At 74.2% G+C, this 25,705-nt stretch carries 20 protein-coding genes; 3 read left to right on the top strand and 17 right to left on the bottom strand.

What is annotated here, in order from left to right:
- Positions 1-45 precede the first annotated feature (45 nt).
- The 11 genes from J1G43_RS10415 to J1G43_RS10465 all read right to left on the bottom strand — a co-directional run bounded on the left by J1G43_RS10415 (position 46) and on the right by J1G43_RS10465 (position 13,355).
- Positions 46-1,272, bottom strand: coding sequence for a type II secretion system F family protein (locus J1G43_RS10415; RefSeq protein WP_207378405.1), 1,227 nt, complete (start codon positions 1,270-1,272; stop codon positions 46-48).
- Positions 1,272-2,768, bottom strand: a complete 1,497-nt coding sequence (locus tag J1G43_RS10420) for a PilT/PilU family type 4a pilus ATPase (protein WP_207378406.1) — start codon at positions 2,766-2,768, stop codon at positions 1,272-1,274. Before J1G43_RS10420 ends, J1G43_RS10415 begins: the two co-directional genes overlap by 1 nt.
- Before the next feature lie 105 nt (positions 2,769-2,873).
- The gene (locus tag J1G43_RS10425; protein WP_207341970.1) at positions 2,874-4,547 is read right to left on the bottom strand and encodes a GspE/PulE family protein; all 1,674 of its coding nucleotides are present in this window, start codon (positions 4,545-4,547) and stop codon (positions 2,874-2,876) included.
- Between the two features lie 129 nt (positions 4,548-4,676).
- Positions 4,677-5,525, bottom strand: coding sequence for a shikimate dehydrogenase (locus J1G43_RS10430; RefSeq protein ID WP_207341971.1), 849 nt, complete (start codon positions 5,523-5,525; stop codon positions 4,677-4,679).
- Positions 5,522-6,736 (bottom strand): endolytic transglycosylase MltG, encoded by a 1,215-nt coding sequence (gene mltG, locus J1G43_RS10435; RefSeq protein ID WP_207341972.1) that lies wholly within the window; start codon positions 6,734-6,736, stop codon positions 5,522-5,524. The genes J1G43_RS10430 and mltG overlap by 4 nt, the downstream gene beginning before the upstream one ends.
- 7 nt (positions 6,737-6,743) lie before the next feature.
- Complete coding sequence (ruvX, locus tag J1G43_RS10440) at positions 6,744-7,310, bottom strand: Holliday junction resolvase RuvX (RefSeq protein ID WP_207341973.1); 567 nt, start codon at positions 7,308-7,310, stop codon at positions 6,744-6,746.
- A gap of 4 nt (positions 7,311-7,314) precedes the next feature.
- On the bottom strand, positions 7,315-10,008 hold the full coding sequence (alaS, locus tag J1G43_RS10445; protein ID WP_207378407.1) for an alanine--tRNA ligase: 2,694 nt from the start codon (positions 10,006-10,008) through the stop codon (positions 7,315-7,317).
- Between the two features lie 87 nt (positions 10,009-10,095).
- Complete coding sequence (locus J1G43_RS10450) at positions 10,096-10,479, bottom strand: hypothetical protein (RefSeq protein ID WP_207371483.1); 384 nt, start codon at positions 10,477-10,479, stop codon at positions 10,096-10,098.
- On the bottom strand, positions 10,476-10,841 hold the full coding sequence (locus J1G43_RS10455; RefSeq protein ID WP_207342125.1) for a DUF948 domain-containing protein: 366 nt from the start codon (positions 10,839-10,841) through the stop codon (positions 10,476-10,478). The genes J1G43_RS10450 and J1G43_RS10455 overlap by 4 nt, the downstream gene beginning before the upstream one ends.
- Before the next feature lie 161 nt (positions 10,842-11,002).
- Positions 11,003-11,629 carry a 30S ribosomal protein S4 gene (gene rpsD / locus J1G43_RS10460; protein WP_089798933.1) on the bottom strand — a complete coding sequence of 209 codons (627 nt, stop codon included), beginning with the start codon at positions 11,627-11,629 and terminating at the stop codon, positions 11,003-11,005.
- 316 nt (positions 11,630-11,945) lie between these two features.
- Positions 11,946-13,355: a replication-associated recombination protein A gene (locus J1G43_RS10465; RefSeq protein WP_207341976.1), complete on the bottom strand. Its 1,410-nt coding sequence runs from the start codon at positions 13,353-13,355 to the stop codon at positions 11,946-11,948.
- 108 nt (positions 13,356-13,463) lie between these two features.
- Between J1G43_RS10465 and J1G43_RS10470 the strand changes: the two genes are divergently transcribed.
- Positions 13,464-15,695 carry an MMPL family transporter gene (locus tag J1G43_RS10470; RefSeq protein ID WP_207378408.1) on the top strand — a complete coding sequence of 744 codons (2,232 nt, stop codon included), beginning with the start codon at positions 13,464-13,466 and terminating at the stop codon, positions 15,693-15,695.
- A gap of 36 nt (positions 15,696-15,731) precedes the next feature.
- On the opposite strand, the gene J1G43_RS10475 is transcribed toward J1G43_RS10470, so the two are convergent.
- The 6 genes from J1G43_RS10475 to J1G43_RS10500 form a co-directional block, all read right to left on the bottom strand.
- Positions 15,732-16,511: an SDR family NAD(P)-dependent oxidoreductase gene (locus J1G43_RS10475; protein ID WP_207341978.1), complete on the bottom strand. Its 780-nt coding sequence runs from the start codon at positions 16,509-16,511 to the stop codon at positions 15,732-15,734.
- An 87-nt stretch (positions 16,512-16,598) separates the two neighbouring features.
- Positions 16,599-17,369, bottom strand: a complete 771-nt coding sequence (locus J1G43_RS19385) for an N-acetyltransferase (RefSeq protein ID WP_207341979.1) — start codon at positions 17,367-17,369, stop codon at positions 16,599-16,601.
- A complete protein-coding gene (gene aspS, locus J1G43_RS10485) occupies positions 17,366-19,162 on the bottom strand; it encodes an aspartate--tRNA ligase (protein WP_207371480.1) in 1,797 nt (598 codons plus the stop codon). Before aspS ends, J1G43_RS19385 begins: the two co-directional genes overlap by 4 nt.
- Before the next feature lie 134 nt (positions 19,163-19,296).
- The gene (locus tag J1G43_RS10490; RefSeq protein WP_207378409.1) at positions 19,297-20,343 is read right to left on the bottom strand and encodes an Rv2578c family radical SAM protein; all 1,047 of its coding nucleotides are present in this window, start codon (positions 20,341-20,343) and stop codon (positions 19,297-19,299) included.
- A 175-nt stretch (positions 20,344-20,518) separates the two neighbouring features.
- The gene (gene hisS, locus J1G43_RS10495; protein WP_207371478.1) at positions 20,519-21,895 is read right to left on the bottom strand and encodes a histidine--tRNA ligase; all 1,377 of its coding nucleotides are present in this window, start codon (positions 21,893-21,895) and stop codon (positions 20,519-20,521) included.
- 73 nt (positions 21,896-21,968) lie between these two features.
- The gene (locus tag J1G43_RS10500; RefSeq protein WP_207371477.1) at positions 21,969-22,691 is read right to left on the bottom strand and encodes an MBL fold metallo-hydrolase; all 723 of its coding nucleotides are present in this window, start codon (positions 22,689-22,691) and stop codon (positions 21,969-21,971) included.
- 225 nt (positions 22,692-22,916) lie between these two features.
- Between J1G43_RS10500 and J1G43_RS10505 the strand changes: the two genes are divergently transcribed.
- Both J1G43_RS10505 and J1G43_RS10510 read left to right on the top strand, forming a co-directional pair.
- Positions 22,917-23,687 carry a peptidylprolyl isomerase gene (locus J1G43_RS10505; protein ID WP_207341984.1) on the top strand — a complete coding sequence of 257 codons (771 nt, stop codon included), beginning with the start codon at positions 22,917-22,919 and terminating at the stop codon, positions 23,685-23,687.
- The gene (locus tag J1G43_RS10510; protein ID WP_374191795.1) at positions 23,684-25,636 is read left to right on the top strand and encodes a DUF349 domain-containing protein; all 1,953 of its coding nucleotides are present in this window, start codon (positions 23,684-23,686) and stop codon (positions 25,634-25,636) included. Before J1G43_RS10505 ends, J1G43_RS10510 begins: the two co-directional genes overlap by 4 nt.
- The last annotated feature ends 69 nt before the right edge of the window (positions 25,637-25,705 follow it).

Here is a 25,705-nt window from a genome sequence, read left to right on the forward strand (position 1 = left end):
GTCGGATCAGGTTCACCCGGACGGCCGCGGCCGTCCGGGTGAACCTCACTGCACCAGCTCGAAGATGCTGAAGATCGGCATGTAGAGGGCGACGATCATGCCGCCGATGATGACGCCGAGGACCGCGATCATGAGGGGCTCGATGAGCGAGGTGAGCTGCTCGGTCGTGGCCGCGACCTCCTCGTCGTAGAAGACCGCGATCTTCTTGAGCATCTGCTCCAGCGCACCGGCGTCCTCACCGGTGGTGATCATCTGCACGACCATCGGCGGGAACACGGCGTGCTTGGCCAGCGGCGTCGACATCGGCTGGCCCTGCCGCACGCCCTGCTGGATGTCGCGCACCGCGACCTCGATCGTCCAGTTGCCGGACGTCTCCCCCACGATGTCCAGGGCCTGCAGGATCGGGACGCCGGCACCCAGCATGGTGCCGAAGTTGCGGGTGAACCGCGCGATCGCGACCTTGCTGAACAGCGAGCCGAACACGGGGGTCCGCAGCGTGAGGGGCTGCACGCGGGAGCGGATCGCGTCGTCGTTCTTGTGCTTGCGCCACCACACCGAGAAGGCGATGCCCAGCACCGCCAGGAGGGGCGCGAGCCACTTCATGACCCCGGAGAGGAACACGAGGAACTGCGTGGGCGCCGGCAGGGATCCACCCAGGTCGCTGAACATCTTCTCGAACACCGGGACGATGAACAGCAGCATGCCGACGACGGCGAGGATCGCCATGGCGAACACCACTACCGGGTACGTCATGGCGGACTTGATCTGCGCGCGGAGCTTGACCTCGGACTCGTAGTTCTCCGCGACCGAGGTGAGCGCGTCCTCGAGGAACCCGCCGATCTCGCCCGAGCGGATCATGTGGATCATCAGCGGAGGGAAGACCTCCTTGTGCTTCGACATCGACTCCGACAGCGCACCGCCGGTCTCGACGTCCGAGCGCACCGTGCCCAACGCCTTGGCCAGCGGCTTGCTCTCCGTCTGCTCCGAGAGGATCGACAGGGCCCGCAGCAGCGACAGGCCCGCGCTGATCATCGTCGCGAGCTGGCGCGCCATGACCGCGAGGTCCTTGAGCTTGACGCGGTCGCCGAACCCGGGGATCGACAGCTCCGTCTGCAGGCCGGTCGTCGAGACCTCGTGGATCGCGATCGGCGCCATGCCCATCGAGCGCAGCCGGTTGGCGACGGCCTCCTCGTTCTGGGCGTCGATCCTGCCCTTGACGACCTTGCCGCTGCGGTCGGACAGCTCGTACTCGTACGTGCGCATGACAGCCATCAGTAGCCTCCCAGGCTCGCACCGGACGCGTTGCCGAAGGCGTTGGCCTGCAGGGTCGAGGCGCCCTGGTTGACCTTGGCCGTGCGGCCGACCAGCTTGTTGAAGTCCTCGACGTGGTGCGCCTTCTCCAGGCCGACCTCGTAGGTGATCTTGCCGCGCTTGACCAGCTCGGCCAGGTGCTGGTCCATCGTGTGCATGCCCTGGTCGGCACCCGCCTGCATCGCCGAGTAGATCTGGTGGGTCTTGCCCTCGCGGACCAGGTTCCGGATGGCGGGCGTGGCGATCATGACCTCCGTGGCGACGACCCGCCCCGTCCCGTTGGCCTTCTTGGCCAGGGTCTGGCAGACGACGCCCTGGATCGCGGCCGCGAGCTGCGTGCGGATCTGCGCCTGCTGCCCGGAGGGGAAGACGTCGATGACGCGGTCGATGGTCTGGGCGGCGTCCTGCGTGTGCAGCGTCGCGAAGACGAGGTGCCCGGTCTCGGCCGCGGTCAGCGCGACCGAGATGGTCTCGAGGTCGCGCATCTCACCGACGAGGATGATGTCCGGGTCCTGGCGCAGCACGTGCTTCAGCGCGTTGGCGAACGAGTGGGTGTCGGCACCGACCTCACGCTGGTTGACGATGCACTTCTTGTGCCGGTGCAGGAACTCGATGGGGTCCTCGACCGTCATGATGTGGTCCTCGCGCGTCCGGTTCGCCAGGTCGATGATCGACGCGAGCGTGGTGGACTTGCCGGACCCGGTCGGCCCCGTCACCAGGACCAGTCCGCGCGGCAGGCCGGCGAACGAGCCGACCGACGACGGCACGCCCAGGTCCTCCAGCGGCTTGATCTCGTACGGGATCACGCGGAACGCCGCACCGACGGACTCCCGCTGCTGGTACAGGTTCACGCGGAACCGCGCCAGGCCGCGCACGGCGTGGGAGAGGTCCAGCTCGAGGTTCGCCTCGAACTTCTCGCGCTGCTTCTGGGTGAGGAACGCGTACAGGCTGCGGCGCAGCGGCTCGGGCGTCATCACGCCGAACTGCTCGAGCGGGCGCAGCGCCCCCGAGATCCGGACCATCGGCGGCGTGCCGGCGGTGAGGTGGACGTCGGAGGCACCCAGGCGGTGCATCTCGTGGAGCACCGCGTCGATGGCGACGTCGCCCTGCTCCGCGACGCGCGTACCGCCACGCGACGGACCCGACGGTCCGGCGCCGCCTGCCGGGGCGGGCCCGCCGGCACCCCCCGCGGCGGGTCCGCCGGGCGCGCCGGCGGGCGTCGGGACGCGCGCCGCGGGCTGGTGCGCGGGCGGCGGCACGCTGCCCGCGGGGACCCCCGGGTAGCCCCGGGACGCGTGCCCGGGGGGCGGCCCCGCGGGCACGTGGCTCTGCGAGGGCATCGGCTGGTACGTCGCCGCGCCGTACGTCCCGGGCGGTGCTGCCTGCGGTCCGGCCGGCCGGTACGGCGGCAACGGCCGAGAGGGCTCCCCGGACGCTGCCCTGTAGGTCTCACTCACGACGTCTGCCTCCCACGGTCCACGCACGGGTGCCCGCGGGCGACGCGGGTCCGCCCATGGCATCGGCCCGGGAGGCGCGCGACTTGAGTGCCGGCGCGCCTGCGGTCAGGCCACGACGCGCAGGATCTCCTCGATGGACGTGTCGCCGGCCGCGACCTTGTACCAGCCGTCCTCGCGCAGCCGACGCATGCCCTGCTTGACGGCGGTCGCCCCGATGTCGGCCGACGACGAGTGCGCCACGGCGTGGCGCTCGATGTCCTCCGTGACCTGCATGACCTCGTGCAGCGCGAGACGCCCCTTGTACCCCGTGCGCGAGCACGCGACGCAGCCGGTGGGCCGGTACAGCTCGGGCAGCGGCTCTCCCGCCACCCACGGGAACCGGGCCGCCTCGAGCTCGGTGGGCGTCGGCCGGTACGGCTCCTTGCACTTCGCGCACAGCCGGCGGGCGAGCCGCTGGGCCACCACGCAGTCGAGGGCTGACCCGACCAGGAACGGCTCGATCCCCATCTCCGTCAGTCGCGTCACGGCCGACGGGGCGTCGTTGGTGTGCAGGGTGGACAGGACGAGGTGACCCGTGAGCGACGCCTCGATCGCGATCTGTGCCGTCTCGTGGTCGCGGATCTCACCGAGCAGGACGACGTCGGGGTCGGACCGCAGGATCGAGCGCAGCGCCGCGGCGAACGTCAGGCCGGCCTTGGGGTTGACCTGCACCTGGTTGATCCCGGGCAGGCGGTACTCGACGGGGTCCTCGACGGTGATCACGTTGATGTCCGGCTTGGAGACCGCGTTGAGCGTGGCGTACAGCGTCGTCGACTTCCCGGACCCCGTGGGGCCGGTCACCAGGATCATCCCGTAGGGCTTGGTGTAGGACTCGCGGTACGTCTGGTAGTTGTGCTCGAGGAACGACAGGTCGCGCAGGTCGAGGCTCGCCGTGGAGTTGTCGAGGATGCGCATGACGATCTTCTCGCCCCACACGGTGGGCAGCGTCGCCACGCGCAGGTCGATCTTGCGGCCGTTGTGGGTGACGGACATGCGCCCGTCCTGCGGCTTGCGCTTCTCCGCGATGTCGATGTCGCTCATGATCTTCACGCGGCTGACGACGCCGCCGGTGATGTTCTTGGGGGCGCGCTGCGTCTCGTGCAGCACGCCGTCGATCCGGTACCGGACCCGCAGGTCGTGCTCGGTCGGCTCGATGTGGATGTCGGACGCCCGGTCGGTGATCGCCTGGGTCACGAGCAGGTTCACGAACCGCACGATCGGTGCGTCGTCGTCGACGACGTCGCCGATGCGGTTGAGGTCCGCCTCCGGCTCCGGCGTCTCCTCGACGAAAGCCGAGGACAGGTTCTCCATCTCGCCGTCCGCGCGGCAGAACCGGTCGATCGCCCGCAGGACGTTGTCGTAGGTCGCCACCACCGGGATGACCCGCATGCCCGACAGCGTGCGCACGTCGTCGACGGCCACCACGTTGCCGGGGTCGGCCGTGGCCAGGACGATCGCACCGTCGCGCAGGGCGACCGGCAGCACGGCGTGCCGTCGGCAGACGCTCTCGGAGACGAGAGCCACGGCGTTGCGGTCCACGGGGTAGTCGTCGAGGTCGACGAACTCCATGCCCACCTGGGCGGACAGCGCCCGCACCAGCTGCGCCTCCGTGAGCATCCCCAGCTCGACCAGCGTGCGTCCCAGCGACGTCCCCATCACGGTCTGCTCGTCGATCGCCGCCAGCAGCTGCGCCTCCGTCACCAGACCCTCGGTCAGCAGGATCTCCCCGAGCTGCTTCACGCGCACGCCTCCTCGTCCGGGGACCGCGTTGGGCCCCTGGACGGCATCGGCAGCGCGTCGGCACGTCTGAAGCCCTGCGGCCCACCGGTGCCGCCGTGCACGCCCGTGGTGGCGCGTGCGAGTGACGCGTCAGCCGACGGGTGCGAGCGCCCCGCTCAGCGCGACGTCCATCGCCGCCACGGGCGCCGTGCGCCCGGTCATGAGCCGCACCTGCTCCGCCGCCTGGTGCAGCAGCATCCGCTCACCGCCCACGACACGGCCCCCGCGTGCGGCCCACGCGGCGGACAGCGCCGTGGGGCGCGGGTCGTAGCAGACGTCGAGCAGCGCACCGCCGACGCTCGCCGGCAGCGCCGCCGCCAACGGGTCGGCCGCGTGCGCGGGCAGCGTGCTCACGACCACGTCGCAGCGCCCGACCTCCCCCGCCGCGTCGTCCAGCCGGCACAACCGCGGTTCGACACCCATCCGGTGCGCAGCGCGCAACAGGGCCCCGGCGCGGGCCTGGGAGCGCACGTAGACGCGCGGTGTGGGGCAGCCCAGCTGGGCCAGCGCGGCCAGGGTGGAGGACGCGGTGGCGCCCGCCCCGACGACGGCGGCCGTGGCCACTCCCCCGGTGACCCCCGCCTCCCCCAGCGCGGCGACGATCCCGTGCACGTCGGTGTTGGCTCCCGTGAGCATGCGCCCGGCACCCGAGCCCTGCGGCAGCACCGTGTTGACGGCGCCCACCACCTCCGCGAGCGGCTCGACGTGGTCGAGCAGCGCGATCACGGTCTGCTTGAGCGGCATCGTGAGGCTCAGGCCGGCCCAGGAGTCGTCGAGGTCCGCCAGGAGGGCGGGCAGCGCGTCCTGCGTCACGTCGACGGCGTCGTAGCGCCAGCCGTCGAGCCCGAGCGCGGTGTAGGCGGCTCGGTGCAGCACGGGTGACAACGAGTGCGCCACGGGGTGCCCCAGCACCGCGGCGCGACGGGCGGCGGACGTCACCCGGAGTGCTCCGCCTGCCACTGGCGCAGCAGCGCGACGTTCTCCTGGTGCTCGTCGTACGTCTCGGCGAACCGCGTCTCCCCGGTCTCGAGGTCGATCGCGACCCAGAACACCCAGTTGCCGGGCGCGGGGTTCAGGACCGCGTCGATCGACACGGTGCCCGGCGAGGCGATCGGAGTCGGCGGCAGCCCCATGTGCTTGTAGGTGTTGTACGGGTTGGACGGGTCCTGGGTGTTCTCCCGCGTGAGCTGCGTGCCGGAGATGCCCAGGCCGTAGGCGACGGAGGCGTCGATGTCGAGCGTCATGCCGCGGTCCAGACGGTTCTGGATGGCGCGCGCCATGATCGGCCGGTCCTCGTGCATCTTGGCCTCGCGCTCCACGAGCGACGCCTTGGTCAGGACCTCCTGCCACTGGTCCTGCGGGACGCCCTTGGCGGTGAGCGTCTCGACGGTCTTGGCGACCATCGTCGCGAGCACCGCGGCGGCGGACGTGTTCGGCTCGACCTGGTACGTCGACGGGAACAGCCAGCCCTCGACCTTGCCGCCCGCCTCGGCCGGCAGACCGATCGCGGCGGGGTCGCCCTCGGCCGCGGCGCGCAGGTCCTCGATCGGGATGAGCGTGACCTTGTTGATGCGGGTGTAGATGTCCTCGGCGGAGAAGCCCTCGGGGATCGTCACCTTCATCGAGACCCGGCTCTTCGGGTCGAGCAGGGCCCGCACGGCGTCCTCGGCCTTCATCTCCAGCAGCAGCTGGTACGAGCCGGGCTGGATCCCGTCCGCGTCCGGGTTGTTGTCGAACGCCTCGCGGAACGCACCCTCGGACGCGACGATGCCGGCGGCGTGCAGCGTGGTGGCGATGGCCGCACCGGAGTCGCCGGGGCTGATGACGATCGTCGGCGCACCCGGCCGGCCGGGTCCCTGGTAGTCCGTGACCTCCGTGGACTGCGCCGAGCCGCCGAACAGCGAGCCGCCCATCAGCGAGAGCACGACGTAGCAGGCGCCCGCCACGAGGACCAGCGCGACCACCAGCACGGAGATCGTCCGGCGGCGGCGCTGCTTGCGCAGGCGCTCCTCGCGCTTGCGGCCGGACGCGCGGGAGCGTCGACGCGGCTCGGGCGCGCCGGGCGCGGGCGCGGTCCGGTCACCGCCGAACAGCTCGCTCACGCTCTCGTCCGACTTCACCGGGGCCCACCACTCCGTCTGGTTGCTCACCTGCGCGTCACTCCACAGTCGTCGTGCCGTCGCCCGCAACCCCCCGGCGCGCCGTCGCGGATCGGCCGGGGTCCACCTCGACCCGTTCCCCGGGCCGACGACCCGTGGATCTCTCCGTGTCCAGCGCGTGCTGCAGGATCACCACCGCGGCCGCCTGGTCGACGACCTGCCGGTGGCGGCGTCCGGATCGGCCGGCCGCCTGAAGCGCCTGATGCGCGGACACCGTGCTCATCCGCTCATCCACGAGCCGGACCTGGACGGGCCCGACCGCGTGCGCCAGTGCGACAGCGTACGCGCGCGCGAGGCCCGCCGACGACCCCTCGGCGCCCGAGAGGTGCCGCGGGAGCCCGACGTACACCACGTCGGCACCCCGCTCGCGCGCCTCCTGCGCGATCGCGGCGACGTCCGCGGCGGTCGAGGCCGGCTTCCCGGCGGCACGCGCCAGCGTCGCCACGGGCGTCGCGAGCGTGCCGTCGGGGTCGCTCGAGGCGACCCCGACGCGCACGGACCCGACGTCCACCGCGAGCCGCACGGCGCGCGTCACGGCGTCGCGGTCGTCCCGGTCGCTCGGCACGACGTCAGCCCCGGACCGCCGCGACGACGCCGTCGAGCGCCTCGGCCAGCCGGGCGACGTCGGTGCCGCCGCCCTGCGCCACGTCGTCCTTGCCGCCGCCCCCGCCGCCGAGCACGCCGGACGCGGTCCGCACGAGCACGCCGGCACGGTGGCCCGCCTCCCGCGCCGCCGCGTTCGTCGCGACGACGACCACAGGACGGCCCTTGGCGACACCGCCGACGGCCACGACCACGGGCGACGCCTCACCGAGGCGGCCCCGCACGTCGAGCGCCAGGGTGCGCAGGTCGTCGGGCGCGGCGACCTCGCCCGCGTCGTGCGCGACGACGAGCGCGGTGCCGACCTGCGAGGCGCCCGCGGCGAGCGTGCCGGCCGCCGCGAGGAGCTGTGCCTGGCGCAACGCGGCCAGCTGCTTCTCGGACTCGCGCACCCGCGTCAGCAGGGACGACACACGGTCCCCGAGCTCGTCGGGACGCGCACCGAGCAGCCCGGACAGCTGGCTGACCAGCGCACGCTCCTTGGCCTGGTACCCGTAGGCCGAGTCGCCGACGAGGGCGTCGACGCGGCGCACGCCCGACCCGATGGACGACTCCCCCAGGAGCGTCACCAGGCCCAGCTCGCCGGAGCGGCGCACGTGGGTGCCCGCGCACAGCTCGCGCGACCAGTCCCCGCCGATCGACACGACGCGGACCTCGTTGCCGTACTTCTCGCCGAACAGCGCCATCGCCCCCAGGGCGCGCGCCTCGTCGATCGCCATGACGCGGTCGGTCACCTCGAGGTCGTCCTGCAGCCGCTCGTTGACGCGACCCTCGATCTGCGACAGCGACGTGCCGGGCACGCCGGAGCCGGAGCGGAAGTCGAACCGCAGGCGGCTCGGAGCGTTCTCCGACCCGGCCTGCGTCGCCGTGTCGCCCAGCTCCTCGCGCAGCGCCTTGTGGACCATGTGCGTCGCGGTGTGGGCGCGCGCGATCGCACGCCGGCGCGCGGTGTCGATCGTCGCAGTGCCGGCGTCGCCGAGCGTGAGCGTGCCGTCGACCAGTCGCCCGTGGTGCACCGACAGGCCCTTGATCGGCGCCTGCACGTCGTCGACCTCGACGATGCCGCCGCCCTCGAGGCTGATCGTGCCGGTGTCGGCGAGCTGACCGCCCGCCTCGGCGTAGAACGGCGTCACGTCGAGCACGACCTGGACGTGCGCCGGCGCGGTGGCCGCCGGTGCGGGCACGCCGTCGACGAGCAGGCCCACGACCTTCGACTGCGCCGTCGTGTCCGTGTACCCGACGAACGTGACGGGCCCGCCCTTCTCGCTGCTCAGCGCCTGGTGCAGCTGCTGGTAGGCGCTCGTGTCGGTGTGGCCGGTCTTCTTGGCCAGCGCGTCCGCGCGGGCACGCTCACGCTGCGCCTGCATCAGGGTGCGGAAGGCCTGCTCGTCGACGCTGACGCCGTGCTCGGCCGCCATCTCGAGCGTGAGGTCGATCGGGAAGCCGTAGGTGTCGTGCAGCGCGAACGCCTGCTCGCCGGTCAGGACGACCCCGTCCTGACGGCCGGACGCCTTCGCCTTCGTGACGGCGCCCTCGAAGATCGTCGTGCCGGCCGTCAGCGTGCGCAGGAACGCGTCCTCCTCGCCGTACGCCACCTGCGAGATCCGGTCGAAGTCCCGCGCGACCTCCGGGTACGACGCGCTCATCAGGTCGCGGCTGATCGGCAGCAGCTCGGGCAGCGCGGCCTCCTCGACGCCCAGCAGGCGCATCGAGCGCACCGTGCGGCGCACGAGCCGGCGCAGCACGTAGCCGCGTCCCTCGTTGGACGGCGAGACGCCGTCCCCGATGAGCATGAGCGACGAGCGCACGTGGTCACCGATCACCCGCAGCCGCACGTCGTCCTCGCCGCCCGCGCCGTAGCGGCGGCCGGTCAGCTCGGCGGCACGCTCGATGACGGGGAAGACCTCGTCGATCTCGTACAGGTTGTTCTTGCCCTGCAGCAGGTACGCGATGCGCTCGAGCCCCGCACCGGTGTCGATCGCCTTGCGCTCGAGCTCACCCAGCAGCGGGTAGCTCTTCCCCCGCCCCTCGCCGCGCACGAACTGGTCGAAGACCAGGTTCCAGATCTCGAGGTACCGGTCGCCGCCGGGGTCGACCGTGCCGCCCTCCGCCTCGGGGCCGAACTCCGGGCCGCGGTCGTAGTGCCACTCCGCGCACGGGCCCGCGGGGCCGGGCTGGCCCGTGTCCCAGAAGATCTCCTCGCGCGTGAGCCGCACGATGTGACGCGGGTCGACGCCGACGCGCACGAGCGCGTCCGCGGACTCGGCGTCCTCGTTCCAGATCGTCACCCAGAGCCGGTCACCGTCGAGCCCGAGCCCGCCGGACTCCTGCGCCCCGGTGAGGAACTCCCAGGCCAGCTCGATGGCACCGGTCTTGAAGTAGTCGCCGAACGAGAAGTTCCCCATCATCTGGAAGTACGTGCCGTGCCGCGTGGTGCGGCCGACGTTCTCGATGTCGTTCGTGCGGATGCACTTCTGCACGCTCGCCACCCGGGGCCAGGGCGCGTCCTGCGTGCCGAGGATGTACGGGATGAACGGCACCATGCCGGCGATCGTGAAGAGGATCGACGGATCCGGGGAGATGAGCGGCACGGACGGCACGATGGCGTGGTCCTTGCTCGCGAAGTAGTCGAGCCAGCGCTGGCGGATCTCGGCGGTGCGCATGTCGTCCTCGTCAGGTGCGGTCCGCCGCCGGGGGGCGGCGGACGGTTCGGGTGGGCCGGGTACGGCCCGGGTGGTGCGGGCTCACGCTCAGAAGAACGGGGCGCGCTCGTCGTCGTCGGGGTCCGTGGTGGGTTCGTCGGCCCACCCCCGGGCGCTCAGGTCGGCGGCCAGGCCCCCCGCGGCCGGTCGGCCGAACGCCTCGCGCAGCTCGGCGCGGTGCCGCGGGGCGTTGGACCGCACGGTGTCGACGTCGACGTCGCCGACGAGCGCCTCGAGGAGCTCCGCCTCGCGCTCGGCGACCCCGCTGCGGAAGTCCTCGCGCGCGGCGCGCAGCGCCTGGCCCACCCGCACGGCGCCGGCGACGGCCTCGGTGGAGCCCGCGGGCGCGTAGTGCGTCACCAGCCGGCGGCCCTGCCGCACGACCACGACCGTGAGGGCCGCGCCCACGCCGACCCAGAACAGGCGCCTCATCGCACGCCACCGCCGGCACGCAGCCCGGCCAGGGCCCGGCGCACGCCGTACGAGAAGGCGGCGACCTTGAGCAGCGGGGCTCCGACGGTCGCCGTGACCAGCGACGTCAGGGCGGAGACGTTCTCCCCGACCTGGGCCGCGGCGGTGGTGACGGTGTCGACCTTGTCGATCTGCGTCGCGGAGGACGCGACGACGCGTGCCGTCTCGTCCAGCACCGGCAGCGCGTGGTCGGTGATCTCCTTGACGGAGGTGCGGGTCTCGTCCAGCACGTCGGCGAGCCGCAGCAGGGGGCGCGCGATGAACCCGACCAGAGCCACGAACGCGATCGCGGCGATGAGCCCCGCGACGTCACCGATCGACACCATGTCCGACACTCCTCACGCCTGGTTCCTCGTCCGGGTCCGGACCACGTCACCCTACCCGCGCGCTGCTCCCGCACCACGCGCGGCGCGTGCGTGCGTCGTCCGGACGCGCGGACGCCCCGCCGGCACAGGTGCGCGGCGGGGCGTCCGTGGGGAACGGGTCAGCGGGCGTAGTACTCGACGACCAGCTGGACCTCGCAGGTCACGGGGACCTCGGCGCGCTTGGGGCGGCGCACCAGCGTGGCGCTGAGCTTCTCGAGCTGGACCTCGAGGTAGCCCGGCACGGCCGGCAGCACGTCGCGGTGGGCGCCGGCGGCGGCGACCTGGAACGGCACGGTGGCCTGCGACTTCGGCTTGATCTGGAGGGTCTGGCCCTCCTTCACGCGGAACGACGGGCGGTCCACGATCTTGCCGTCGACGAGCACGTGACGGTGCGTGACCGTCTGGCGCGCCTGCAGGATCGTGCGGGCGAACCCGGCGCGCAGCACCAGGGCGTCCAGACGCGTCTCGAGGTCCTCGACGAGAGCCTCACCGGTCAGGCCCGGGGCCTTGCGGGCGTTCTCGTACGCCTTGGCGAGCTGCTTCTCGCGCAGCGCGTACTGGGCGCGCAGACGCTGCTTCTCGCGCAGACGCACCGCGTAGTCCGACTCGGTGCGGCGACGGGCGCGGCCGTGCTCACCGGGCGGGTAGGGGCGCTTCTCGAAGTGCTTGACGGCCTTGGGCGTCAGGGCCAGGCCGAGCGCGCGGCTCAGGCGGACCTGGCGACGCGAGCGGGTCACGTTGCTCACAGAGGTACTTCCTGTCGTGTCGATGGACGAGCACACCCGCGCACCGGACGAGGTCCGGACGGAAAGGGTTCCGGCGGGCGTGGGGCCGACCACTGGTGCGGCGCGCTGACCGTCGCAGGACGGTCGGTGCCACGGGCTAGGGCCCCAGGTGCTGCTTGCTGGTGGTGCTCGTGCGGCGGACCGCACGATCGCCCGCACACGGCGGACGACCGGTCCATGCTACCCGACCACCACCCGTCCGTCCGACCGCGACGCCGGCACCGGCACCGGCACACCGACCGTGGCGTCGCGCGCGGTCGCGGCGACCGCGCGCCCGTCAGCCCCCCGACGTGCCGGGCCCCGGCCGCGTCCCGGGGTCGAGGATCGACCGGATCCGGGTCAGCCGCTCCCCCACCGACCGCTCGAACCCGCGGTCCGAGGGCTCGTAGTACCGCGTGCCCGCCAGCTCGTCCGGCAGGTACTGCTGGGTGGCCACGGCGTGCGGCTCGTCGTGCGCGTAGCGGTAGCCCTTGCCGTGGCCCAGCCCCTGGGCACCGGCGTAGTGGGCGTCACGCAGGTGCGGCGGGACGCTGCCGATCCGGCCCGCCCGCACGTCGGCCAGCGCGCGGTCGATGCCGAGGTACGCGGCGTTGGACTTGGGGGCCGTCGCCAGGTGCACGACCGCCTCGGCCAGGATGATCCGCGCCTCCGGCATCCCGATGAGCGCGACGGCCTGCGCGGCCGCGACCGCGGTCTGCAGCGCGCTGGGGTCGGCCATGCCGACGTCCTCCGCCGCGGAGATGACGATGCGCCGCGCGATGAACCGGGGGTCCTCCCCCGCCGCGATCATCCGCGCGAGGTAGTGCAGCGAGGCGTCGACGTCGGAGCCGCGGACCGACTTGATGAACGCGCTGATGACGTCGTAGTGCTGGTCGCCGTCACGGTCGTACCGCACCGCCGCGACGTCGATCGCGCGTTCCATGGTGGCGAGGTCGACCGTGGCGGGCGTCGCGTCGTCGGCCGCGGGGCCACGGTCCCCGAGAGCGGCCCCCGCAGCCGCCTCGAGGATCGTCAGCGCCTTGCGGGCGTCGCCGCCGGCGAGGCGCAGCAGGTGGTCGAGCGCGTCGTCGTCCAGCGCGACGGACCCCGCCAGGCCGCGCTCGTCCCGGACGGCACGCTCGACCAGTGCGCGCACGTCGTCGGTCGTCAGCGGCTGCAGCGTGAGCAGCAGGGAGCGCGACAGCAGCGGGGAGTTGACGGAGAACGACGGGTTCTCGGTGGTGGCGGCCACGAGGGTCACCCACCGGTTCTCGACGCTCGGCAGCAGCGCGTCCTGCTGGGCCTTGGTGAAGCGGTGGACCTCGTCGATGAACAGGACGGTCTCCGAGCCGTCGGACGCGAGGCGGCGACGGGCGTCCTCGACCACGGCGCGCACGTCCTTGACGCCGGCGGTGACGGCGGACAGCTCGACGAACCGCCGTCCCGAGGTGCTGGCGACGAGGTACGCCAGCGTCGTCTTGCCGGTGCCGGGCGGGCCCCACAGGATCACCGACGACGGCGCGGCACGGCGTGACGCCTCGTCGGCGGGCTCGACCAGGCGACGCAGCGGCGAGCCCGCCACGAGCAGGTGCCCCTGGCCGGCGACCTCGGCGAGGGTCCGGGGTCGCATGCGCACCGCGAGGGGTGCGCCGGCGGCGGGCGCGGGCAGCCCCTGCGCGGTCGAGACGACCGCGTCGAACAGGTCCATGCCTGCGAGCCTACGCACCGCCGCCGACGGGACCGCCCACGGCCACGACGGCGCACGACGCGGCGTCGGTGTCCCGCGACGTGCGCGGGTGGCCCCGGACCTGCGAGCATGGCGGGCGTGTTCGCACGCCTCGGCCGCAGGGTCGCCCACCACCCGCGCCTGACCGTCGTCGTCTGGCTCGTGCTCACCGTCGTGGGCTACGCCCTGGCCGTGCAGGGCCTCCACGGCCAGAGCCTGTTCGACCGCGTCGAGGCCGGGGGTCCGGGTGTCCCGGGCGCGGAGTCGACCGAGGGGCAGCAGATCCTCGCGGACGAGCGGACCACGGGCCCGGCGGTGAACCTCGTGCTGACGGGTGTCGACCCGGCGGACCCCGCGGTCGGGCCGGCGCTCGAGGAGGCGCGCGCGCAGATCGCGGCGGTGCCCGGGGTGGTGTCGGTCATCGACCCCCTGGTGCTGCCCGGCGGTGTGCAGAGCCCGGCGGCGGCGCCGCTGCTGGCGCAGGACGGGGACGGGTTCCTCGTCGTCGTCGAGCTCGAGCCGGACCTGACGGCGGACGAGCAGGCCGCCGCGCTGGACGAGGTGGAGCAGCGCCTGCGCGCGGTGCCCCAGGACCTGCGGGACGTCGCACCGGACGTCCGCGGCGTCGTGGGCGCCGAGCACCTCATCGTCGACGAGATCACGCAGCAGGTCGAGGACGACCTGCGCACCGGAGAGGCCGTCGCGCTGCCGATCGCGCTGCTCATCATGGTGGTGGTCTTCGGCGGGTTCCTGGCGGCGTCGATGCCCATGGCCGGCGCCCTCGCGTCCATCGCCGGCGGGCTGGGCGCCCTCCTGGCGCTCACGTACGTGATGGACGTCGACGCCTCGGTCGTCAACGTCGTCACCGTGCTGGGGCTGGGCCTGTCCATCGACTACGGCCTGCTGATCGTGTCGCGGTTCCGCGAGGAGCTGCAGCGCACCGTCGGGACGGACGACGGCGCGGGGTCGCGGCGGCGACGCGGCGACGGACCTGTGGTGGAGGCGGTGGAACGGACCATGGCGACGGCCGGGCGGACGGTCGCGTTCTCGGCCGTGACCGTCGCGGTGTCGATCGCGGGTCTGCTGGTCTTCCGGCCGGAGATCCTGCGGGCCATCGCGGCCGGTGGGGTGGCGGTCGTGCTCGTGGCGGTCGCCACCGCGATCACGCTGGTCCCCGCGCTGCTGACGCTCACGGGCCGTCGCCTGGCGCGCCCGGGCCTGGTGGCGCGGATCCCCCTGCTGCGCCGCGCGTCGGACGTGCAGCGTGAGGAGGGTGCGTTCTCGACCCTGGCCGCCCGGGTCCAGCGCCACCCCTGGTGGGTCATGCTCGGGTCCGTCGCGCTCCTGCTGCTGCTGGCCGCCCCGGCGTTGCGCATGGAGCTGCGGATCAGCGGGCTGGAGCTGCTGCCCGAGGGCACCACCCAGCGCGAGTACGTGGGCGACCTGGAGGAGAACTACCCGGCCGCCGCGGGACCCGCCGTGACCGTGGTCGCCGCGACGTCGCTGGCCGAGGCCACGGCGTGGGCCGAGGAGCTCGAGGCCCTGCCGGACGTGGCGTCCGTCGACCCGCCGGCCGAGCTGGGCTCCTACGTCGTCATCGGCGTGCGGGCGGACACGGCCGACCCCGGTGGGCCCGTCGCGGCGGACGTCGTGCGGGAGGTCCGTGACGTGCCGGCGCCGTTCGAGCGCTGGGTGGTCGGGCAGGCCGCGTCGCAGATCGACTTCACGAAGGCGCTCGTGGAGCGCGCGCCGGTCGCGCTGGCCGTCGTCGGGGTGGCGACCCTGCTGCTGCTGTTCCTCATGACGGGCTCCGTGGTGATCCCGGTCAAGGCGCTGCTCACCAACGTGCTGTCGATCCTGGCCTCGCTGGGCGTGCTGGTCTGGGGGTTCCAGGACGGGCACCTCGAGGGGCTGCTGGGCTTCACGTCGACGAACGGCATCGAGACCTACGTGCTGGCGCTCGTCGCCGCCTTCGCGTTCGGTCTGGCGATGGACTACGAGGTCTTCCTGCTCTCGCGCGTCAAGGAGCTGCACGACGAGGGGCTGGCGACCGACGCCGCGGTCCGGCTGGGGCTGCAGCGCTCCGGGCGGATCATCACCTCGGCCGCGGCCATCATCATCGTGGTGTTCGCCGGGTTCGTCGCCGGCGACCTCGTGGTCATCAAGCAGGTCGGGTTCGCGCTGGCGGTCGCCGTGCTGATCGACGCGACGGTGGTCCGCCTGTTCCTGGTGCCGGCGACCATGACGGTGCTGGACCGCGCCAACTGGTGGGCACCGCGCCCCCTGCGCCGGCTGTACGACCGGTTCGCGATCCTGCACTGAGCCGCCGAGGCGCGCGGGCAGGGGGCGGCCGGGCCGTCAGGCGACCAGGCCCTGCCCACCGTCGACGAAGACCTCGGTCCCCGTCACGTGCCGCGCCGCGTCGGACACCAGGAACGCGATGACGTCGGCGACCTCCTGCGGCGAGCCCGGCTCCTCCCCCGTGAGCGGGATCTGCCCCTGCGGGTACTGCGCCGGCAGCCCGAGGTCGTCCGTGTCCCGCTGCTCCGTGTTCTCGTCGATGTTCGTCTCGATGGCGCCGGGGCACACCGCGTTGACGCGCACCCCGCGCGGGCCGAGCTCGACGGCCGCCATGCGGGCGAGCGCGACCTGACCCGCCTTGCTGGTGGCGTACGCCGACGCCCCGGGCGTCGTGAAGGTCCGGGTCCCGTTGATGGACGACACGACGACGACGGCCCCGCCCTGGCGCAGCAGCAGCGGCAGCGCGTAGCGCAGCGTGAGGAACGTCCCGGTGAGGTTGGTGCCGAGCGTGGCGTGCCACTCGTCCGGCTCGATCTGCTCCAGCGGCGCCCACACCCCGTTGACGCCGGCGTTGGCGACGACCACGTCGAGGCGCCCCAGCTCACGCTCCACCCGGGCGTAGACCTCACGGACCGCCTCGGCGTCCCCGACGTCCGCGGCGAGGGGCAGCACCCGCCCGCCCGCCGCGCGGACCTCCGCGGCGACGTCGTCCGCGCTCTCCTGGCGGTGCCCGACCGCGACGACGGTCGCACCGTCCTGCGCGAGCCGCACCGCCGTCGCCCGTCCGATGCCCGATCCCGCGCCCGTGACCAGCGCGACCTTGCCGTCCAGCGTCATCGTGCTCCCTCCCTCGACGTCACGGTCGACGGTAGCCACGCCCGGCGCGGACCGCCCGGTGAGCACCACGGCGGAGCCAGGGGCACGTCAGGGGCGTGCGGCACCCGGCGGCCCGTAGCCCGCGTTCTCGACGTCGACCCGGAATCCGAGGGCCGCGTAGACGCGGCGTGCCGGCGCGTTGTCGGCGTACATGCCCAGCGACACCCAGGGCGCGCCGCCCTCGAGCGCCCGGCGCGTCGCCACCGCCGCCAGCGCGGTGCCCAGCCGGTGGCCGCGCGCGTCGGGGACGACACCCAGGCCGTGCAGGTGCATCGAGGGGACGTCCGTGCCGGCGCGCACCGCGACACCGATCACGCCCAGCAGCCGGCCGCCGGCCGGGTCCGGCACACCCCACCACGCCGCGTCGTCGGACGCGCCGGGGCGCGCGTGGGTCGTCGGGTTCGCCACGTCGAGGCATGCCGTGATCGCCGCGGCGTCGCGCTCGGCGTCGAGGAGGACGACGCGGTCCTCGCCGGGCTGCGCGGGGGGTGGGACGTCGCACGAGAACCGGTCCCACGACGTGGCCGGCACGACGCCGACGACCTCGAGGGCCGCCGGCGTGACGGGCACGGCGCGCGGGACCGTGGCCCAGCGCACACCCGGGCCGTGGCTCCGCAGCGCGTCGGGGAGGAGCTCGTGGAGCTCGTCGGGTGCCCCCAGGGCCCACAGGATCGACCCGCCCGGCCGTTCCCGGGCCAGGACCGCCGCCGCGGCGCCCTGCGCGAGCACCGCGGCGTCGGCCCAGTCGTGCCGCTGGTCCAGCACGTCCCGCCGGCTGCGCAGCGCGGCGGGCAGCCGCGCCAGGAGCCGGTGGCTCACACCTGGGCGGCGGGGGCCGGGCCGGCGGGCGGCTGGGCGGCCTTGGGACGCGTGTCGACGCCGGTCTCGCGGCGCTGCTCGGGCGAGATGGGCGCCGGTGCCCCGGTCAGCGGGTCGTACCCGCCGCCGGACTTCGGGAACGCGATGACCTCACGGATCGACTCGGAGCGCGTGAGCAGGGCGACGATCCGGTCCCAGCCGAACGCGATGCCGCCGTGCGGCGGCGCACCGAACGCGAAGGCGTCGAGCAGGAAGCCGAACTTCTCCTGGGCCTCCTCCTGCCCGATGCCCATGACCTCGAAGACGCGCTGCTGCACGTCGCGCCGGTGGATACGGATCGAGCCGCCGCCGATCTCGTTGCCGTTGCACACGATGTCGTAGGCGTACGCGAGGGCCGCACCCGGGTCCTCCTCGAAGCGGTCGATCCACTCCGGGGTGGGCGACGTGAACGCGTGGTGCACGGCCGTCCAGGCGCCCTTGCCGACGGCGACGTCGTCGTCCTCGCCGGTGGGCTTGAACAGCGGTGCGTCGACGACCCACACGAACGACCAGGCGTCCTCGTCGATCAGCCCGCCGCGGCGGCCGATCTCCAGACGGGCGGCGCCCAGCAGCGCACGCGCCTCGCTCTGCTTGCCGGCGGCGAAGAACACCGCGTCACCCGGGTTGGCCCCGACCGCGGCCGCCAGCCCGGCGCGCTCCTGGTCGGTGATGTTCTTGGCGACCGGTCCGCCGAGCTCGCCGTCCTCGCCCACCGTGACGTAGGCCAGGCCCTTGGCACCGCGCTGCTTGGCCCACTCCTGCCACGCGTCGAACCCGCGGCGGGGGGTGCTCGCACCACCCGGCTGCACGACTGCCCCGACGTACGGCGCCTGGAAGACCCGGAACGGGGTCTCGGCGAAGTACGCGGTGAGGTCGGTCAGCTCGAGGCCGAAGCGCAGGTCGGGCTTGTCCGTGCCGTACCGGCGCATCGCCTCCGCGTAGGTCATCCGCGGGATCGGCGTCGGGATGGTGTACCCGATCAGCTCCCACAGCGAGGTCAGCACGGCCTCGGCGAGCTCGATGACGTCGTCCTGGTCGACGAAGCTGGCCTCGACGTCGAGCTGGGTGAACTCCGGCTGGCGGTCCGCGCGGAAGTCCTCGTCCCGGTAGCAGCGGGCGATCTGGTAGTACCGCTCCAGGCCGCCGACCATGAGCAGCTGCTTGAACAGCTGCGGGGACTGCGGCAGCGCGTACCAGCTGCCCGGGGCCAGGCGCGCCGGGACGACGAAGTCGCGCGCGCCCTCGGGCGTGGACCGCGTCAGCGTCGGGGTCTCGACCTCGACGAACCCGCGCTCGTCGAGCACCGCGCGCGCGGCACGGTTGACCTGGGCGCGCAGCCGGATGGCGTGGGCCGGGGCGGGCCGGCGCAGGTCGAGGTAGCGGTGGCGCAGGCGCGCCTCCTCCCCCACCGGCTCGTCGACGGACGCCGAGACCTGGAACGGCAGCGGTGCGGACTCGTTGAGGACGACGACCTCGTGCGCGACGACCTCGACCTCGCCGGTCGCGAGGTTGGGGTTCTCGTTGCCCTGCGGACGGCGCCCGACCTCACCGGTGACCTGGAGCACGTACTCCGCACGCAGCCCGTGGGCGACGGCCTCGTCGCGGATGACGACCTGGGCGATGCCCGAGGCGTCGCGCAGGTCGACGAACGCGACCCCGCCGTGATCGCGCCGGCGGTCCACCCAGCCCGTGAGGGTGACGGTGGTGCCGATGTGCTCGGCCCGCAGCGAGCCGGCGGTGTGGGTGCGCAGCACGGAAGGTCCTTCAGGTCGGGGATCCGCGCCCGGACGGACGCACCCCCGATCATAGGTGCGCCGACGGTGCCCGGCCCACGCGGACGCCCTACCGCGGGACGCCCCGCGCGCACCCGCCCCGACGGGCCGGACCCTCAGAAGAGACTGGGCTGCAGCTCGGCGGCGGCCGGCGGCGCGGGCTCCCGGTCGCTGCCCCAGCGCACGCCGTCGCCGACGTCCTGCGGTGCGCGGTCCAGCCCGTGCCGTGCGAGCAGCGGGCGGACCCGCGCGCCCAACCAGGCGCCGTACTCGGCGTGGGCGTACGACCCGCCCCGGTACACCCGGTCGTAGCCGGCCACCAGGTCGGGCCGCTCCCGCCGCAGCCACGCGAGGAACCACTCCCGGGCGCCCGGCCGCAGGTGCAGCGGCAGCACGGTGGCCCGCTGGGCCCCGGCCTCGGCGACGGCGGCGAGCAGCCGGTCCAGGTGGTCCGTGGAGTCCGTCAGCCAGGGCAGCACCGGCGCCACCATGACGTGCACGGGCAGCCCGGCCTCCCGCGCCGCGCGGACCAGCGCCAGACGCGCCCGCGCCGTCGGCGTGCCGGGCTCCAGGCTCTGCTGCAGGTCGTCGTCCAGGACGGCGATGGAGACGGCCGTCGACACCGGCACGTCGCGCGAGGCCTCGGCCAGCAGCGGCAGGTCCCGGCGCAGCAGGGTGCCCTTGGTGAGGACGGACAGCGGCGTGCCCGAGCCCGCGAGCGCCTCGATGATCCCGGGCATCAGCGCGTACCGGCCCTCCGCCCGCTGGTACGGGTCGGTGTTGGTGCCGAGCGCGACGTGCTCGCGTCGCCACGACGGCCGACCGACCTCGGCGCGCAGCACCTCGGCGACGTTGGTCTTGACGACGATCTGGGTGTCGAAGTCCGCCCCCGCGTCGAGGTCGAGGTAGCGGTGGGTGCCCCGGGCGAAGCAGTAGGCGCACGCGTGCAGGCAGCCCCGCATCGGGTTCACGGTCCACCGGAACGGCACCGCCGACGCGTCCGGCACCCGGTTGAGAGCCGTACGGCACAGCACCTCGTGGAAGGTGACGCCGGCGAAGTCCGGCGTGCGCACGCTGCGCACGAGTCCGGGCATGGTGCGCAGGTCGAGCCCGGGCAGCGCGGTGCCGTCCTGCGCACCGATCTTCTGCCCGTCCCATCGCACACGGCCATTCGAACACACGTTCGACCACGTGTCGAGAGGGTCAGCCGCCCGCGCGACAGCCGGTCGTGCGGCAGCCGGTCGTGCGGCAGCCGGTCGTGCGGCAGCCGGTCGTGCGGCAGCCGGTCGTGCGGCAGCCGGTCGTGCGGCAGCCGGCCGTGCGGCAGCCGGCCGTGCGTCAGCCGGCCGCGACGACGCGCGGACGCACGTCGTCCGCCGGCGGCGCCCACGTCGCGGCGTCGGCGGGGACCTGCTCGCCCGAGCGGATGTCCTTCACCTCGTCCTGCGCGGGTGCGCCGTCGTCGGCCGGGTCGCCGACGAACCACACGAAGGGGATGCCGCGGCGGTCGGCGTGCTTGATCTGCTTGCCGAACTTGGCGGCGCTCGGCGCCACCTCGACGGGGATGCCCCGCGCCCGCAGCGCGGCGGCGACCGCGTCGGACCGCGAGCGCAGCTCCTCCGACGTGACCGCGACGAGGACCGCGGTCGGCACCGAGCGCGTCGCGCGCACGAGGCCGGCGGACAGCAGCCGGGACACCAGCCGGGACACGCCGATCGACAGACCGACGCCCGGGTAGGTCTGGTTGCCGTCCGACGCGAGCGTGTCGTACCGGCCACCGGAGCAGATGGACCCCAGGTCCTCGTGCCCGACCAGCACGGTCTCGTAGACCGAGCCGGTGTAGTAGTCCAGGCCGCGGGCGATCCTCAGGTCGGCCACGACCACCCCGGGCGCGCGCTCGGCCGCGGCGGCGACGAGTGCGCCGAGCTCGCCGAGCCCTTCCTCCAGCAGGTCGCTCGACGCCCCGTGCCGGGTCGCGAGCTCGCGCACCCGCTCGACGACGGAGGCGTCGTCGCCGCTGATCGCGGCGAGCTCCAGGCAGGCGTCGGCCTGCGCGGGCGTGGCGCCGGCCTCGTCGACGAGCAGCGCCGCGACCGCCTCCGGGCCCACCTTGTCGAGCTTGTCGATGCCGCGGAGCACGGCCTCGACGTCGTCGAGACCCAGGCCGCGGTAGAAGCCCTCGGCGACCTTGCGGTTGTTCACGAGGATCCGCACCGGCGGCACGCCCAGGTCGCGCAGCGCACCGAGGGCGTCCGCCATGACCAGCGGGAGCTCGACCTCGTAGTGGTAGGGCAGCGCACCGGCGCCGACGACGTCGATGTCGGCCTGCACGAACTCGCGGAACCGCCCGTCCTGGGGCCGCTCGCCACGCCACACCTTCTGGATCTGGTAGCGGCGGAACGGGAAGGCCAGGTGCCCGGCGTTCTCCAGCACGTACCGCGCGAACGGCACGGTGAGGTCGAAGTGCAGGCCCAGCTGGCCCGCGCGCTCGGGCGCCGCGTCCGGGTCCTCCTGCAGGCGCCGCAGCACGTAGACCTCCTTGGAGGTCTCTCCCTTGCGCAGCAGCTGGTCGAGCGGCTCGACGGCCCGCGTCTCGATCCCCGCGAAGCCGTGCAGCTCGAACGTGCGGCGCAGGACGTCGAGGACGTGCTGCTCGACGATGCGCCCGTCGGGCAGCCACTCGGGGAATCCGGACAGGGGTGTGGGTCGCGCCATGGGCACGATGATCCCAGAACGCGACGCCCGGTCCCGCACCCTTCCGGGACGTGGGCCGCGCCGTCCCGGCGGCTCAGCCCCGACGCGGCAGGTACGGGTTGGTCGCCAGCTCGGTCGCCACGTCGGTGGCGGGGCCGTGGCCCGGCAGCACACGGGACCCGCGTGGCAGGGCCGCCACCACGTCGCGCAGGGTCGCGAGCATCGCGTCGTCGTCGCCGCCCGGCAGGTCGGTGCGACCGATGCCGCCGGCGAACAGCACGTCGCCGGACAGGACGACGGGTTCGACCTCCCCCGCGTCGACGAGGTAGAGCGTGGAGCCCTCGGTGTGCCCGGGGGCGTGCCGGGCGACGACCCGGACCCCGCCGAGGTCGAGGTCGACGTCACCCGTCCGGCCCACGCCCGCGCGACCGAACGGCTGGACCTGCTGCGGCTGCTGCCACGCGGCGGGCTCGACGCCGACGGCGCGCAGCGCCTGGGCGAGGGGGCCACGCGGGTCGTGGCGCGGGTCGAGGACCCCGAGCGTGCCGAACGGGTCCGCCAGCCGGTGCACGTCCCCGGCGTGCAGCAGCACGGGCACGTCGAACGCGGCGGACAACGCCGCCGCGTCCCACGTGTGGTCCGCGTGCCCGTGCGTGAGCAGCACGCCGCGGGGCCGCAGCGCGTGGCGGGCGACGAGCTCGCGCACCTGCTCCGCCGTGCCGGCGCCGGGGTCGACGACGGCGCAGTCGCCGTCCGGGGCGACGAGGACCGAGCACCGCGCCGCGAAGACGGGCGCGACCACCGTGAGGATCTGCATGTCCCGCACGCTAGACGAGCACCCGGACGCGTGCTGCACCGGCGCCGGCGACGGACGTCGGGGCGCACGGGACCGGGGCCACGCCGTGGTCAGCGTGCGCGACGACTGCCCGGGCTTGCCTAGACTGTCCCGGGGTCCGGCGCGTCTGCGGCGGCGGCACGTGGGACGGCAGCGGTGCAGCGGCGACGCGCACGTGCCGGCGGCACGACGAGACTGAGGAGAGCGGTGTCTTCGAAGCGCGAGCGCGAGCAGGAGCGCCGTCGGCAGGAGAAGAGGCACGCGCGCATGCTCGAGGCGCAGCGTGCGCGCCAGAAGCGCGCCCGCGTGGTGGCCGGCGGCGTGGTCGGCGCCCTCGCGCTCGGCCTGGGGGCTGTGGCGATCGTCGGCCTGACGCGCGACGACGCTCCGCCGTCGGCCGGACCGCAGGACGCGCCGTCCGCCGCCGCGACCTTCCCCGCACGGACGGGCAACGGCGGCGTCGCGCCCGACCCGGCGCTGGCCGAGGCGCGCACCTGGACCGGCACGCTGAGCACGTCCGCCGGTGAGATCGGCGTCGAGCTCGACGGCGCGGCGGCGCCGCAGGCCGTCGCGAACTTCGTGACCCTCGCCGACGAGGGGTACTTCGACGGCACGCTGTGCCACCGGCTCGTGACGCAGGGCATCCACGTGCTGCAGTGCGGCGACCCGACAGCCACCGGCATGGGCGACCCCGGGTACTCGTGGGGCCCGGTGGAGAACGCCCCCGCCGACGACGTGTACCCCGCCGGCACCATCGCGATGGCCCGCGTCGGCGGCGACGCCGAGTCGATGGGCTCCCAGTTCTTCCTCGTCTACGAGGACTCGCAGATCCCGTCCGACGCGGCGGGTGGCTACACCGTGTTCGGCCACATCACGTCCGGTCTGGACGTGGTGCAGGCCATCGCTGACGCGGGGACCCAGGACGGCTCCGAACGTCCGGTCTCCGACGTCACCATCGAGGGAGTGGAGATCCAGTGACCGAGCACCCGACGACGCCGTCCGCGGACGACGCCGAGCAGGCTCCCCCCCTCGCGGGCGACCCGACGGCCGTCGAGGCCACGCCCGAGGCACCGGTGGACGAGCCGGCGACCGAGGACAGCACCGCCACGCCGGACGAGCCGACGGACGACGCCGTGCAGGACGTCACTCATGAGCCGCAGGCCGAGGCCGGCGCCCCGGCGACCGACGGCACCGAGGGCGTCGTGACGGACGCCGAGCCCGGCACCGCCGCGGACGAGGCGCCACCGGCTCCGGCCGAGGAGGCCGCACCCGCCGAGGAGGCCGCACCCGCCGAGGACGCACCGGCCGACGAGACCGCGCCGGCCGAGGAGACCGCACCGGTCGACGAGACCGCGCCGGCCGAGGAGACCGCACCGGCCGACGAGACCGCACCGGCCGACGAGACCGCACCGGCCGACGAGACCGCACCGGCCGACGAGACCGCGCCGGCCGAGGCCGAGGTGGGGGACGCCGCGTCCGAGCAGCCCGCGTCCGACCAGTCCGCCACGCCTGCGCCGGGTGGGGTCCCCGCCCCCGGCGCCCGGCCGGGTCAGCGTCCGCGGCCGACGCCCGCGGCGATGCGTCCCGGCCCGCGGCCGCCGCGCCCCGGCGGTCCCGCCGCACCTGCCACACCGGCCGTCCCGGTCCCCACGCCGGACGAGGAGGCCGAGGCCGCGCGGGCCGCGACCTTCGGCCGGGTGGACGAGGACGGCACGGTGCACGTGGTCGAGGCCGCGGGCGAGCGCGTCGTCGGGCAGTTCCCCGGCGCGAGCGCGCCGGAGGCCCTCGCGCTGTACGTGCGCCGGTTCCTGGACCTGCAGGCCAAGGTCGCGCTGTTCGACGCCCGGCTGTCCGCGACGGACCTGTCCGTCAAGGAGATCGACCAGACGCTCGCGCGCCTCACCGAGGAGCTCGCCGAGCCCGCCGCCGTCGGCGACCTCGACGGCCTGCGGGCACGTCTGGAAGGGCTGCGCGCACGCGCCGCCGAGCGCCGCGCCCAGGCCGACGCCGAGCGCGCCGCTGCACGCGAGGCCGCGGTCGCGGCCCGCACGCAGATCGTCGAGCAGGCCGAGAAGATCGCCGCGACCGACCCCGCACGCATCCAGTGGCGTCCCGCCGGTGAGCAGCTGCGCTCCCTGCTGGACCAGTGGAAGGACGCCCAGCGCTCCGGGCCGCGCATCGACCGCCCTACGGAGGAGTCGCTCTGGAAGCGGTTCAGCCACGCACGGACCACGTTCGACCGCGAGCGACGGCACTTCTTCGCCGAGCTCGAGGCGCGCAACGCCGAGGCGAAGGGCGTCAAGGAGCAGCTGGTCGCCGAGGCCGAGCGCCTCGCGTCGAGCACCGACTGGGGCGGCACGTCCGCCGCGTTCCGCGACCTCATGACGCGCTGGAAGGCCGCGGGCCGCGCCAACCGCCAGGTCGACGACGCACTGTGGGCCCGGTTCCGGACCGCCCAGGACGCGTTCTTCGCCGCGCGGGACGCTGCGAACGAGGCCGTCGACGCCGAGTTCCGGGCGAACCTGGAGGTGAAGGAGGCGCTGCTCGTCGAGGCGGAGGCCCTCCTGCCCATCCGTGACCTCGGCGCCGCCAAGGCGGCCCTGCGCTCCATCCAGGACCGCTGGGACGCCGCCGGCAAGGTGCCGCGCGCCGACCTGCAGCGTGTCGAGGGCCGGCTGCGCGCCGTCGAGAGCGCGATCCGCGACGCGGACTCCGCGCAGTGGCGTCGCGGCAACCCCGAGACCCGCGCGCGGGCCGAGGGCGCTGCGGCACAGCTGGAGCAGGCGATCGCCGGGCTCGAGGCGGACCTCGACGCCGCGCGCGCCGCGGGCGACGAGCGCCGCGTGCGCGAGGCTCAGGCGGCGCTCGACGCCCGACGCGCGTGGCTGGAGCAGGTCCAGCGCGCGGCGCAGGACGCTCGCGGCTGACGCACCACCCGTCCGTCCACAGGATGCCCGTCCGCGCCCCCGGCAGAGGGCGGGGGCGGGCATCCTGGC

Origin of the sequence: Cellulomonas sp. zg-ZUI22 (assembly GCF_017353535.1) — a bacterium.
Classification (GTDB): Bacteria; Actinomycetota; Actinomycetes; order Actinomycetales; family Cellulomonadaceae; genus Cellulomonas; species Cellulomonas wangleii.

What these genes read in the sequence shown, in the direction of transcription:
- J1G43_RS10470 (WP_207378408.1), top strand. Translation starts at nt 13,464, where the DNA reads ATGGCGGGCGTGTTCGCACGCCTCGGCCGCAGGGTCGCCCACCACCCG.
- alaS (WP_207378407.1), bottom strand. Translation starts at nt 10,008, where the DNA reads ATGCGCACCGCCGAGATCCGCCAGCGCTGGCTCGACTACTTCGCGAGC.
- hisS (WP_207371478.1), bottom strand. Translation starts at nt 21,895, where the DNA reads ATGGCGCGACCCACACCCCTGTCCGGATTCCCCGAGTGGCTGCCCGAC.
- J1G43_RS10465 (WP_207341976.1), bottom strand. Translation starts at nt 13,355, where the DNA reads ATGGACCTGTTCGACGCGGTCGTCTCGACCGCGCAGGGGCTGCCCGCG.
- J1G43_RS10500 (WP_207371477.1), bottom strand. Translation starts at nt 22,691, where the DNA reads ATGCAGATCCTCACGGTGGTCGCGCCCGTCTTCGCGGCGCGGTGCTCG.
- J1G43_RS10415 (WP_207378405.1), bottom strand. Translation starts at nt 1,272, where the DNA reads ATGGCTGTCATGCGCACGTACGAGTACGAGCTGTCCGACCGCAGCGGC.
- J1G43_RS10475 (WP_207341978.1), bottom strand. Translation starts at nt 16,511, where the DNA reads ATGACGCTGGACGGCAAGGTCGCGCTGGTCACGGGCGCGGGATCGGGC.
- J1G43_RS10450 (WP_207371483.1), bottom strand. Translation starts at nt 10,479, where the DNA reads ATGAGGCGCCTGTTCTGGGTCGGCGTGGGCGCGGCCCTCACGGTCGTG.